The following is a 12,846-nucleotide window of genomic DNA, read 5'->3' as shown; positions in this document are numbered from 1 at the left end:
AACAGTGGCAGTGATTCAGTGGGTGACGCGATCGAGAACGCGGTACTCAACTGGTGCGCTCTATACGGTGCGGAATGCCGCGGTGTGGCGTCAGTCGGGGTACCGTCAGTGCGTGGATACGCGTGCCGAGCGGATCGCCTTGTTCCTCGCCGTACGAAACGTGCCGTACGCCACGGACGGCGCGCACGACGCCGAGACGCTGATGGTTTACCCCGTCACGTCAGCGTGTCGACTGCCTGCAGATGTCTCGACGGCTGCCTGCTGCCTGATGGTGTAGCTCGGAACGCCGCGGAGCCGGCCGACCACGGATGCGGGAGGAGACTGTCTCTCAGCGTCAGGAACTACGAAGTTCGTCAGAGGTGTCGGTGGCAGCGAGGTGGTCGTGCAGGGCTGCGTGGCGGAACTGATAGACCGGGCCGACGGCACGCAGCAGCCCCAGGCGGTGGACGTCGTCGAGGAAGTCCATGATTCGCCAGGGGAGCCGGTGTTGCAGGGCCAGCCAGGCCACCGCGATGGTGCAGACCAGCCACGCATGATGCTTGCCTATCACGGACCCGGCCCCGAGCCCGAGCGTGGCCCCCAACGCGAGCCAGATCGTGAGCCCGCCCGTGAGCTCTTCCCAGTCCCAGCGCCCGGTCGAGAGCCCGATCCTGATCTCGGTCCCGATATCGAGCCCGAACAGGGGCCCGAACACGAGCCCGCACGCGAGCCCGGCCGCGACCACTCGCAGAAGGGTAAGCGCTCTGTCGGCTCGCCAACTGGAGCGGGGTGTGCTGGTCGATGCGAGCGTGGGTTGTTCCGCCCAGGTGATCAGCCCGGATGCCAGCGTGGTCCCCAGCGAGAAGAGAAGCCCGAACCCGAACCCGAATTCGAAAATGACGAAATCCACCCCGTCGGGATCGAAGGAGACCCCGGTGTCGAGATCGACATTGAGCGTCGACGCTACCAACGCGAGCGTGAGCCCGGACATGAACCCGATCGTGAGCCTGATCGTGAGCCCGAACTTGAGGGCGCCTTTTATAGAGCGGAAGAGAAGGGATGTTCGTCCGCGCAGGCGCGGGTCTGCGTAGCCCGGTTTTTCGTTTACCCAGGCCCTGGCGCGCACAAGCCCGCTCGTGAGCCCGAACGTGATTCCGAGCGCGAGACCGAGCGCGAGACCGAGCGCGATCCTGGGCGCGATCACGGACGCGGTCGGGGGTGCGGTCCCGTACCAAATCCCGAACGTGGTCCCGGCCGCGATCCCGACGATCCCGAACGCGATCCCGAACGCGATCCCGGTGGCGATCCCGACTGTTGACCGGATGTGGGGTGTGGTGCGGGCGATGTGCCACCAGGTGATGTCGCGGGTGGTGGCCGGAGGGAAGGCGTGGGCCAGGTAGGTCAGGTAGCGGCGGGTGGCGCCGGGGTCGAGCCGGTGGCGGGGTCGGAAGTGGTCGGCGGGGTCGGTGCTGGGCGGGCGGGCGGCGATGACAGCGGGGATGACGTGGTCCAGCAGGTGAGTGCGCAGCGCGTCGGCGTCGGCGCCGAGCGGGCCGGTCAGGGGGGCGGGGTCGGTGCCGGGGGTGACGTAGACGGTGCGGATCAGCCACAGGCCCAGCGGGGTGGCGGCGAGCTGGGTCAGGCCGGGGACGGTGCGGGAGCGCAGTGCGGTCAGGGTCTGTCTCCAGGCCTGGGTCGGGGAGGCGGGGAGGCAGGCGGTCAGGTAGTCCGCGGCGGCGTGTGGGGGGAGGGGTTGGGGGACGATGACCGCCGCTGCGGTGAGCGGGCGGCCGGCCTCGTGGATGGCGGTGGTGAACTCGGCGCGGCGGCTGGTGAGGATGAGCTGGTCGCGGGTGGTCAGCGAGGCGTTGAGCGCGGCGATCACCTGGGCGCGGGCGGGTGCGGGGATTTCGTCCAGGCCGTCCAGGACGGGCAGGATGTGACCGCCGGAGACGAGCGCGGCGGCGGCGCCGGCACCGAGCTCGGGGGCGGCCAGCGCCGGGTAGTCCTGGGCCAGCCGGACGGTGAGCCAGTCCTGCAGCCGGGGATGGGCGCCGGTGTCCCAGCCGGAGACCGGCAGCAGTGCCGGCACCGGCACGATCTCCCCCTCGCCGGCGCCGGTCTGATCAGTTGCGCGGGTGGACAGCAGCTGCAGCAGCAGCTGGATCGCCAGGGTGGTCTTGCCCATGCCCGCGCCGCCGGTGATGACCAGCCGCCGCCGGGTCAGGGCGCGAAAGTCGCTCGCGAGGGCGGCGATGTCGTCGCTGCGGCCGGCGAAGGTGAATGCGGTCGCGGTGCTGATCAGCCGAGGGGTGCTCATCACCGCCCCGTTGGCGGTGAGGTGCCAGCGGACCGGGATGGGTTCGGGGTCATCCAGCAGCCGGCTGCGGGCCTCGTCCTGCCATTGCCTGCGCACCAGATCGGCCAGGACTTCGGCGGCTCTTGTCACATCGGCAGGATTGCCGGCGGCGGTGGTGCGGCGCTTGGCCCACGTCACGACGGCGGCCGCGGCAACCGATGCGGCGATCGCGACCGCGGCCAGATCAGCCGGGTTGACCGGGTCGTCCGGTTTCAGCGCTCGCCATACCGAGATCACTGTGGCGACCAGCGCGACGATGGCCAGCAGAGCGGTTGGATTCCACCAGCGGATGGGGCGTCGGCTCACACCGATATGTTCGCCGCCGTCCAGTACCGGCGGCATGCATCACGGCCCATCTCGGTGCCGAATCGTGATCGCCGCCAGCCGGCGGCGATCATTACTGACACCCTCTCAGCGGCGACGGTGCAGCGGCGTGACGTTCGGTTCGGGCAGCTCCAGCTGTGTCCGCAGTGCCTGATTTTCGAGGGTGAGCTGGTGGACGGCCCGGACCAGAGCGGGGACGTCCTCCCGGATTTGGGCGAGTTCTTTGTTCTTGTTCGCGATCGTCTTCTTCAGCTTGCGGATCGTTTCGCGCAGGCGCACCTCGACGTCGGAGGTTGCCCCGCGGGCTTGGACGCGCTCATAGAACTCGTTCTTCAGGTCGCTGTGCCGCTGTTCTCCAGCATCCGTATGTCTCATGAGACATCGGCGATCAAGGACGCAAGGGAGTGATGGTGAACGCTGCTGCGGGTCACCCGGCTCCCGCCTGTCCCCATTTCTGAGGCACGCAGGCGGGAGCCGGAGCGTCGAGGCTAGCCCGAGTGCGGGTGGATGCGGCGGTGACGGAGAGGCAGACCCAGCCGGGTAGCGACGTACTTCTCGTACCAGTTCACGATTCCGGGCGCAGTCGTCCACTTCAGCGGCAGGACCCAGAACTCCTTCCATTCCCGGCGTTTGGACTCCTCGTGAATGTGCTGGACGAGTCGGATCGCGGCCGCGCCGCTCCAACTCTGTGAGGGCCGAGTCTGTCCCGCGTAGCATGCCAGACCATGCCGGTTGGTGACGATGTAGACACCCTTCTGCTCGTTTCCGTCGTAAGGCCGACCGATCAGGTAAGTGCCCGTGTACAAACTGATCGTCAGCGCGACTTGGGAGAAGTGGATCGTGTGAGTCGTCGTCCCATAAGGATGATCATCGCCCATAAGACCATGGCCTCGTGATGCTCGGATAAGCGCTCATAGTCACGTACGCACCGCCTGCGCTGACAGATCCACGACAGCGTCCTCTCCACCACCCACCTGCGCGGAAGGACCACGAAGCCGCTGACATCGTTGCTGCGCTTGACGATCTCCAGGGTGAGCTGGACGTGCTTTCGGGCCCAGGTCACGAGCTTGCCGGCGTAGGCGCTGTCGGCCCAGATCAGCGTGATCCGCTCGTACCAGTCGCGAAGAAGCGCCAGTGCGGGTTTGGCACCGTCGCGGTCCTGGACGTCGGCGGCGGTGACGATGACGACCAGTAGCAGGCCCAGGGTGTCCACGATGATGTGCCGCTTGGTGCCCTGCACCTTCTTGGCTGCGTCGTATCCACGCGAGCCGGCGGCGACGGCCTCGGCGGCCCGCAGTGACTGCGAGTCGATGATTCCCGCGCTGGGCTCCGGCTCGCGCCCGTCGGCTATCCGGACTTGTTCGCGCAGGTCGTTGTGGAGAGCATAGAGATCACCGTCTTGCCACCAGCGCGTGAAGATCGAGTGGGACGGTGCGCCAGGGCGCCAGGAAGTCGGTGGGCAGATTGCGCCACTTGATCCCGTTGTCGACCACGTACCGGATGGCGTCCATGATCAGGCGGCGGCAGTACTTCTCGGGCCGTCCGCCGTTGCCGTGTAACCAGGCCGGCCAGGGCATCAACGGCCTGATGGCCTGCCATTCCGCGTCGGTCATGTCGGTGGTGTAGCGGGGTGCCCGGATCGGGTGATCGGCTCCGCGGCCGTACCGGCAGGCCATGCACGAGCAGGCAGTTTCGTCGTTACGGGAGACAGTGATGGGGGCTGTGGCGTACAACGGCGGCAGACCTTCCGGTTGGTGGCGGGGCTTGGATAACCACCGTTGCTACCGGAAGGTCGCTTTATGTCGCAGGAGATTCGCTCTACGTCACGTTTTCACCCGATATCAGCCCAACGCTGCACGATAGGGATCAGTTTGTACACGGGCACTAAGTGAGCTCGACGTGGTCACCGATGCCCTGTGCACGCTGTACCGGGACGCAGCCCACGACGTTGTAGGCGTCGACCCGTTCACCAGGCGTCCGCAGTGGGTCACGGTGGAGCGGGAATGCGATCGCCCTCAACGGTGACACCCTGCTCCCACTGCCGTCCGATGCCAGAGATGTGTTTGTTTCCACGATGCGATTCGTGGTCGGTGAGCGAGCCGCCAAGGGTTTTGAGCTGGTGGCGGATACTTTCATGTGTTGCCAGCTCATCCGGCGGCCGCGGGCGGTTGTGCCGCCCGCGGCCGCTGTCAGGTCATTGGACGGTGATCCGGTCCATTTCGACGGTGATCCCGCGTACCTGCGGGGTCGAGGTGGCCGTCGTCACCTTGCCGACCCCCGCACTGACCCCTCTGACTCTCATCGAGTACGTCAGGGTGCCACCAGGAACGGCCGGCGTGCTGGTGACCCGCAGGTCCTCGGTGGGTGGCCCGGTGATCTGCGCGCCTGCCGTGCCCTCCTCGTTCTCCGCGCCCACGGTCAGGCCGTAGCTCGCGGGCGGCTCGCCGGGCAGGTTGGCCGGGTCGTAGGCGTAGCTGATGTCCTCGGCACCGTTGAGTCCGATCCACTGCTGGAACACCTTGAGCGTGGTGGTGCCGAACAGGTTGACCCGCCATTCCACGACCAGCCAGCGGTTCGTCCCGTCCGACAGGACCGTGGCCAGGACGCCCGGTGCGCCGGTGCCGTCGAGGTCGGTCCAGTAGGGGGCGAGCACGCCGTTCGGACGTGCCGGGTCGGGCAGTGTCTGCGGGACGAAGTCGATGTCGCCCGCGGTGGCGCCGCCCGCGACGCTGTAGCCGTTGGAGGTCACGCCGAGGCTGGTGTAGCTTCTGCCCGCGTAGGTGAACGCGGCTGGCGGCGTGAGGTTGAGCGCCTGCTCGTCCCCGATCGGGATCGGGGCGACGCCGAAGGCTTCGTCGAGCGGGATGTACCCGCCGGGGCTCGTGCCCGGCGCGATCGATGGCCTGGCGGGTTGCCTGGCCGGCAGCGTCGTCTTGGCCGTCGCGACCTGGCTGCCGATCCGGGTGGCCCCGGTGACGCCGTTCAGGCGCAGGCGGGCGTCGAGCGTGCTCACGGCGGTCACCTCGGCGTCCTGCAGGGTTTCGTTCGCGATGGTGACCGTGCAGGTGGACTCGCCGGTGTTCCTGGGGATGGTGGCTGGCGCGCACGTCTGGTCCACCGGGATCGCGCCCTCCCTGCGGAAGAACGCGACCGGCAGGTGCAGCGCGCGGGAGCCGCCGGCCTGCCTGAGGTCCACCTGGCCGAAGTACTGCCCGTCGGGCAGGTCGGGCGCAGTGATGACGATGCTGAGCGTGGCGCTCTTGCCTGGCGCGACGGTCAGGCGCGGGGGTAGCACTGTGATGTTCGCGCCGCTGACGGTTCTGGCGGAGGCGGTGAAGGTGAGCGTCCTGTTCGTGACGTTCGTGACCGTGCGCTTGGCGGTGAGGACGCCCGGCATGGTCGGCGCGTTCACCGAGGGCAGGTTGAGGTCGATGCGGTTGAGCGGGTCGGCGGCCGAGGCGACGAAGTCCGCGGCGCTCTCGTCCAGCGTCAGGCCGGGGTCGCCGGCCTTGGTCAGGTCGATGCGCCCGCCGCCCATGTCGAACGGGTCAGCCGGCGTGGTTCTGTCCTGCTTGGTGACTGCGGTCTTGGCCGTGGTCTCCAGTGCCGACTTGACCTGGCCGGGCGTCCAGGTGGGATGCAGGGCGAACAGCAGCGCCGCCGAGCCCGTCACGTGCGGCGCCGACATCGAGGTGCCCGAGATGACCTGGTAAAGGTTGCCGGGCGGTCCTTCCAGCGGCGACTCGGGCGTCGGGGTCATGCCGGCCATGATGTGCAGGCCCGGCGCGGTGACGTCCGGCTTGAGGAAGTCACCGCCGGGGCCGCGTGAGGAGAAGTGCGTGATCGCGTCCCCCTGCCAGGTGCTCTTGGCGCCCTGGGTGAAGGACGCGGCGGCGTTCGGATGCGCTGACAGGAAGTTCAGCAGCGTGTCGGCCTCGGGCTTGTCGAGGTGCACCGACGGGATCCAGTGGGCGTCGGTGAAGACGTCGAATGGGAAGGTGTTGTAGAGGATCATCCCGGCCGCGCCGCCCTGCCTGACGTTGAAGCTCTTCAGCACCCGGTTGGGTGTGCGCTCACAGGCGACGATCTTCCCGGTGAAGGTTCCCGGCGGTGCCGGGGTGGTGCAGGCAGCGTTGTTGTACGGTGGCGCCGAGGCCAGCACCACGGGCAGCGGCGAGGGCAGGCCCGCCGTGATCGAGGCGCCCTTGATCGTCGCGGTGGCGCCGCCGCCGGTCAGCGTGATCGTGGACTGGAACGTCCTGGTCTGCGTGGAAGCCGCCACGGTCGTCGTCCAGGGGCCGAGGTGGTCGGTGGTGTCCGCGCCGGGCCCGGAGTTGCCCGCCGACGCCGAGACCAGCACGCCCGCCGCGTACGCGTCCAGGAAGGCCAGCTCGACCGGGTCGCTGTAGGGGTCGGAACCACCGGAGATGGAGAAGTTGATCACCCGGACGCCGTCCAGGATGGCCCGCGCCACCGCTTGCGCCGAGTCGGAGGGGAAGCAGCCCTGCGCGCCGCACACCTTGTACACCGAGACCCCGGCGCCGGGCGCGATGCCGTGGATCGGGCCGCGGCTGATGCCCAGCGGGTTCGCGTCGGCCACCGGGCCGCCCGCCGAGGTGGAGGCGGTGTGGGTGCCGTGCCCGTTGGAGTCGCGGGCGCTGTCGGGGTAGACCTCGCCGCCGAAGACCGCGTTGTAGGTCTCCAGGAACGGTTGCCCGCCAACCAGCTTGTTGGTGCAGGTGAACACGTCGGCGGCCGGGGTCGTCGGGTTGTCGCCGAAGTCGCACACCCGGGGCGTGCCGTCCTTGGTGGGCGACGGGTCGGGCAGGCCGGAGCGGGCGGCGAAGGAGGGGTGCTCGGGCCAGGCGCCGCTGTCCAGCACGCCCACGATCACGCCTTTGCCGGCCGTCTTGTCGGTGTTGCCGAGCTTGCCGTAGATCGTGGGGGCGCCGATGAAGGCGGGGCTGGAGTCGGTGAGCAGTTGCTGCGGCTTGTCCTCCTGTACGGCGACCGCGCCGGGCAGCTTCAGCACCTCGGCCACCTTGTTGCCCGGGACCCGCAGCGCGATGCCGCCGTACACCGTCCTGATTCGCTGGCCGGCCACGGCCCCGGGGACCTTCGCGGCCAGTTCGGTGAGGAAGGCGTTCTCGACCTCCTCGATGTGCTCGCCATACCGCCTGGCCTCGGTGCTCCTGGTGTCGAGCGCCCGGCCGGTGACAGAAGGGCTCGTGCCCGGCAGGCCGGGCAGGCCGCCCTGGTAGGCGGCCAGCGAGTCGTAGTCCAGCTTGACCACGACGTTGACCGGTGTGGGGGAGGTGTTGCGCAGCAGGGCCGGGTCGCTCTTGGCGAGCTTGCCGGTCGGGGACTTGGCGCCGTCGACGACCTCGGCCGGGGTAAGGGGAGTGGCCGTCCACTTCTTCGCCGGTGGGGACGGGGTCGGGCTGGCCGCGGCCGTCGCCGGGCTCATGGCCAGGACGACGCTCAGGGCGACGGCGACCGGGACGAGCCGCCGCGCGCGGGATAACAGAGCGCGGGATAACAGGGTGCTGGATGACACGGAGAACCTCCTCGTCGAGGGGCTGCGTGGACTCGCCGAGCCGCCCGGGAGGCGTCAGGTGACTCAGCTCGCAGGCACACCGGAGAGATCACTGACCCTCCCCGGCGGGTGACGAGCGAGAACGAAACTCATCTTCGTTCCGACCGGAGTGTAAGCAGCGATCTCTTGACAAGGAACCCTGCCGAGTTGCCAGAATTCCGCTGGGAATCCGGCACACTTCACGATCGACAGCCGCCACTTCCGTTGCTTCCCGCCGTTGACCCGCCTTGACCGGGCGCGGTCACAGGGCGGCGTCGAGCAGGCAGCGGGGGTTCCGTGGAGAGCTCAGCGGTCCCTGTAACCGCACCGCTTCGCATCCGTCCGCAAGCTTGCCCATGGAAACGACGCGACAAGGTGGTCACATCATGTAATGAGGGTCTCCATCGGACACTGCGTGACGGGCGTCCGTCACGAGTGCGATGGCCAGCCCGGTGACGGCGAGGGCGAGGGCGGGCACGATCGCGAGGAGGGGTGCGGCGACCAGGAGCGGGGTGGCCTCGCTCACCATGCCGCCCCAGTCGGTGTCGGGAGGGGGCAACCCGATGCCGAGGAAGCTGAGTGAGGTGACGGCGATCAGCGTGCGGGCGAGGTCGGCGGTGGCGACGGTCAGAACGGGACCGGCGATGTGCGGCCCGATGGTGCGCCGCAGCAGGTAGAGCCGGGACGCGCCGATGGCTCGGACGGCCAGGACGTGGTCGGCGGAGGCCACCCGCCGGGTCGCCGTGTGGGCCACGAGGCCGCAGTTCACCCAGCCGAGCGGCACGAGGGCGACCAGCACGGTGGCGTACCCGGGCCGCAGAATGCCCGCCAGCGCGAAGGCCAGCGTGAGACCAGGCAGGGCGAGCGCGATGGTGGCGACGAAACGCAGCAGCCGATCAGACAATCCACCGGCCAGCCCGGCCGCGGCGCCGGCGATCGTGCCGAGCGTCGTGGTGACCGCGGTGATCGCGAACGCGACCAGCAGGGACGTACGACCGGCCGTAGCCGTCCTGGTGAGGAGGTCCCGGCCGAGCTGGTCGGTGCCGAGCCAGTGCCCGGACCCGGGCGGCAGCAGAGCACGCTCCAGATCGGGCAGGATTGGGTCGTACCCGGTCAGAATCGGCGTAAGCCAGCAGAACAGTACGACCAGCACGAACATGACGATCCCGGCACGGCCCCTCATCGGCGCCGCAGCCGTGGATCGGAGGCCGCGAGGCAGAGCTCGGTCAGCGCCAGGAGCAGGACCGTCGCGACCGCGACGATCAGCACGTACGCCTGCACGACGGGCAGATCCCGCTGCTTGATCGCCGTCACGGCGAGCTGTCCCACGCCGGGCCAGGCGAACAGCGTCTCCACCACCACCGCACCGGCCATTAGCTCCGCGAGCACCAGACTCGTAGCCGTGATCGCGTTCGGCGCCGCCACGCGCAGGGCATGGACGACGAGCGTACGCCGGCGCCGCAGCCCTTTGACGGCGGCGAGCTTGACGAAGGGCAGCCGCAGGGCCCGCGCCAGGTCGGCCCGGAGCAGCCGCAGCAAGGTCGCGGCGCCGGCCAGGCCGAGGGTGAGCGCGGGGAGGACCACCGCGGCGGGGCTCCCGTCGCCGCCCGTGGGGAGCGCGCGCAAGCCCACCGCCACCACGCTGATCAGCAGGATCCCCACGATGTAGGGAGGGATGCCGGCGATCGCCACCGTCACGAGCGCGAGGGCGCGGCTGTCGAGGGCCCGCGGCTGGAACGCACCCCTGAGCGCGACGAGCGACGCCAGCCCGACCGCGACCACCGCCGCCGAACCCGCCAGCCGGAGTGTGGTCGGCGCCCGCGAGAGGATCTCGGCCGCCACCGGCGACCGGTCGGCATAGGAGCGGCCGAGGTCACCGCGTAGCACGTCGCGTGACCACCGCAGGTACTGGCTGAACAGCGGCTGGTCGAGGCCGAGTTCGGCGCGCAGGGCCGCGACGCTGGCCGCCGTCGGCTGGATGCCGCCTCGGCGCAGGATCTCCTCGGCCGGGTCTCCCGGCGCGAGCGAGGTCAGCAGGAAGACCAGCACCGACAGTGTAAGGAGCAGGAGCAGCAGCTCTGCGACGCGCCGCAGGACGATGGCGGTCACGTCCGGGGCGCCAGCTTGCCCAGGTCGACCACGTAGGCGACGTTCTGCGTCACCCCGCTGACCTTGGTGGTCGTCACGATGGGGCTGTCCTGGTAAGCCAGTGGAATCATCGGGCGATCCGTGGCCAGCAGCCGCTGGATACGGTGGTAAAGCTCGCGGCGGGCGGCCAGGTCCGTCTGTGTTGCCGCCTGGTCCACCAGTTCATCGAACTCGGCGTTGCGGTAGCCGAGCCGGCGTTCGACGTTCCAGGATGCGTCGGACCGCAGGAACCGGCGGAACAGGTAGTCGGCGTCGCTGTTGGGCACGCTGTACGCGCTGAGGAAGATGTCGTAGTCACCGGCCTCCATCACGGACTTGGTGGCCTCGGCCACCGTCACCTTCGCCGGCAGGCCCGCCTGCTGCAGGGCCGCGCGCAGCACCTCGGCGATATCGGTGTAGGGGAACTGGCCGGTTTCGGCCGAGGAGATCAGGATGGTGACGGGCTCGGCCGGCGGTCCGGCCTCGGCCACCAGTTCGCGGGCCCTGCGAGGGTCGTACGTGGTGGTGATACCCGGGTCGGTGAGGTCGCCGAAGGCCGGCGATAGGAAGCCCGCGCCCGGCTTGGCCGTGCCGGCGAGCAGTTTGCCGGCGATGGCCGGCCGGTCGATGACCAGGTCGGCCGCCTCGCGCAGGCGGGCGTCGGAGAAGGGCTTCCTGGAGGCGTTGAAGGTCAGGTAGTGCGTCAGCACCGAGGGGCTGCGGACGACCTGGAAGCGGCTGTCGCCGGCGACCGCGGTGACCTGGCCCGGCAGCAGTGCGCCCTTGTCGACCAGCCCGTCGACTTCGCCGGCCTGTAACGCGGCGACCCGGGCGTTGGCGTCCGGGATCACCCTGACCACGATCTTGTCGTACGCGGGGGCGGTGCCGTGGTAGCGCGGGTTGGCGGCGAGCACGGCCTGCCGTCCCTTGGCCCAGTCCACCAGCGTGTACGGCCCCGTGCCCACGGGCTTGCCGGCGAAGTCGCCAGAGGCGGCGAACGCCTTCGGCGACTGGACCATGCTGTAGAAGCCGGCCAGCCTGCCCGGCAGGTCGGCCACGGCCTCCTTCAGCACGAACACCACCTCGCCGCCTTCGGCGCGGACGTCGTCCACCTTGCCGTACGCCGCCTCCATCCCGGCGTCGAGGCTGAAGAAGGCCGACTGGCGGGGCGCGATCCGCAGGAACCTCTGGATGTTCGCGACCACCGCCTCGGCGGTCAGCGGGGTGCCGTCACTGAACTTGACGCCCTCGCGAAGCGTGAACGTCCAGCGCCGCCCCTCGTCCGCGACGGCCCAGGACGTGGCCAGCGCTGGGACAGGGCGCAGCCGGTCGTCCACCGTCACCAGCGGCTCCCATACCCGTAACGTCTGGTGGATGTAGTACGGATCCTCGGGACCGGCGACGAGGTCGCGCGGGGCGGCCAAGGTGAGTTGTCTCCCCTCCTGCTCGCCGGGCTCTTGGCCACCACACCCCCAGAGGGTGGCTCCCAGGAGTGCCATCAACATGATCGCGGCTCGTCTTCGCATGTGATCTCCCACCAAAGTCACAGATCCAGCACGCAAACGATAACCGTGTTCATGAAGATGCGGGAGATCAGCTGTGGATTCCTTGCAATGTGCGCAGATCGTCCACCGGCGCCCCGGGCGGTTCACTCATACGGTTCGTCCGGCGGGGTTATCCGCTCGACGCGGGAAGCGGTCATCTCCGGCGGGGTGTAAGCGCCTGTTCTCCCTGCCTTCCGCGGGATCCAGGTGCCGGTGACGCGGACCCACGAATCCGTGTCCGGCGCGGGCATGCCTTTCACCATGACCTGCATCGTGAGGGCGTCGGCGGCGCAGCAGGCGATCCGCATGCGCGTGAGGTACCACGCGTCATCCTGCCCGGACGGTACGACGAAGCCGGTCAGTCGGACGGTCTTGCCCTGAAGGGAGCCGCTGGGGTCGTCCCAGGCCAGATTGGCGAACTCGATCATACTCAGCACGTTCACACGGCCGCTCTTCAGGACGATGGGGCGGGCCTCGACAAGGGTGGGCGGGGGCACATGCGAGTTCTGCTCGGCCTGCCGGACGGCGAACGAGCCGAGGGCCGGGGGAGCGACCAGAAAGATCACCGCGATCGGGGCCGCCAGCAGCCACGCCACCCGGTTCCCTCCCGCGTGCTCGTGCTCGTGCTCGTGCTCGTGCGACGGGACTGGCGAAGAGATGGCCGGTTGGCGGCCGACGAGCCGTGCCAGGTGCGTCTCCTCGATCGCCCGAGCGTGCAGGAGTTCCGTCTGGCGCGCGCCGCCCCTGCTTCGACGGCGGTCGAGGGCCATGGTGGCCACGGACAAAAGAACCAGCACCGCACCCGCCACGATCAGTGGCGGCCGGAATCCCGGCTTGACGTAGTTGGCGTAGTCCGCGGAGAAGGCGGAGATCTTCAACAGCGCTCCACCCAGCAGGAGAAGGAGCGGGCTTTGTACGACCCGGTTCACGAAAAGCGA

At 69.2% G+C, this 12,846-nt stretch carries 10 protein-coding genes; 1 reads left to right on the top strand and 9 read right to left on the bottom strand.

Features of this window, described 5'->3' with window-relative positions:
• Positions 1-112: 112 nt before the first annotated feature.
• Positions 113-277, top strand: a complete 165-nt coding sequence (locus tag C4V41_RS61915) for a hypothetical protein (RefSeq protein WP_160150341.1) — start codon at positions 113-115, stop codon at positions 275-277.
• A 57-nt stretch (positions 278-334) separates the two neighbouring features.
• On the opposite strand, the gene C4V41_RS61910 is transcribed toward C4V41_RS61915, so the two are convergent.
• The 9 genes from C4V41_RS61910 to C4V41_RS19820 all read right to left on the bottom strand — a co-directional run bounded on the left by C4V41_RS61910 (position 335) and on the right by C4V41_RS19820 (position 12,786).
• The gene (locus C4V41_RS61910) at positions 335-2,644 is read right to left on the bottom strand and encodes an NACHT domain-containing protein (protein ID WP_160150340.1); all 2,310 of its coding nucleotides are present in this window, start codon (positions 2,642-2,644) and stop codon (positions 335-337) included.
• Positions 2,645-2,749: 105 nt separating this feature from the next.
• Positions 2,750-3,037 (bottom strand): hypothetical protein, encoded by a 288-nt coding sequence (locus C4V41_RS19855; protein ID WP_200824103.1) that lies wholly within the window; start codon positions 3,035-3,037, stop codon positions 2,750-2,752.
• A gap of 439 nt (positions 3,038-3,476) precedes the next feature.
• Complete coding sequence (locus tag C4V41_RS19845; RefSeq protein ID WP_235030312.1) at positions 3,477-4,031, bottom strand: IS5 family transposase; 555 nt, start codon at positions 4,029-4,031, stop codon at positions 3,477-3,479.
• Between the two features lie 22 nt (positions 4,032-4,053).
• Positions 4,054-4,275 (bottom strand): transposase, encoded by a 222-nt coding sequence (locus tag C4V41_RS63030; protein ID WP_200824102.1) that lies wholly within the window; start codon positions 4,273-4,275, stop codon positions 4,054-4,056.
• A gap of 581 nt (positions 4,276-4,856) precedes the next feature.
• Positions 4,857-8,219, bottom strand: a complete 3,363-nt coding sequence (locus C4V41_RS19840) for a S8 family serine peptidase (RefSeq protein ID WP_235030256.1) — start codon at positions 8,217-8,219, stop codon at positions 4,857-4,859.
• A gap of 397 nt (positions 8,220-8,616) precedes the next feature.
• The gene (locus C4V41_RS19835) at positions 8,617-9,390 is read right to left on the bottom strand and encodes an ABC transporter permease (protein ID WP_160150339.1); all 774 of its coding nucleotides are present in this window, start codon (positions 9,388-9,390) and stop codon (positions 8,617-8,619) included.
• Positions 9,391-9,416: 26 nt separating this feature from the next.
• Positions 9,417-10,346, bottom strand: coding sequence for an ABC transporter permease (locus C4V41_RS19830; RefSeq protein WP_103957404.1), 930 nt, complete (start codon positions 10,344-10,346; stop codon positions 9,417-9,419).
• Positions 10,343-11,890 carry an ABC transporter substrate-binding protein gene (locus tag C4V41_RS19825; protein WP_103957403.1) on the bottom strand — a complete coding sequence of 516 codons (1,548 nt, stop codon included), beginning with the start codon at positions 11,888-11,890 and terminating at the stop codon, positions 10,343-10,345. The genes C4V41_RS19830 and C4V41_RS19825 overlap by 4 nt, the downstream gene beginning before the upstream one ends.
• A gap of 122 nt (positions 11,891-12,012) precedes the next feature.
• Positions 12,013-12,786 (bottom strand): TIGR03943 family putative permease subunit, encoded by a 774-nt coding sequence (locus tag C4V41_RS19820; RefSeq protein WP_160150338.1) that lies wholly within the window; start codon positions 12,784-12,786, stop codon positions 12,013-12,015.
• Between the last annotated feature and the right edge of the window lie 60 nt (positions 12,787-12,846).

Source organism: Nonomuraea solani (genome assembly GCF_900108335.1).
In the GTDB taxonomy this organism is placed as follows: Bacteria; Actinomycetota; Actinomycetes; order Streptosporangiales; family Streptosporangiaceae; genus Nonomuraea; species Nonomuraea solani.
This window is presented reverse-complemented; position numbering and strand designations above follow the sequence as displayed.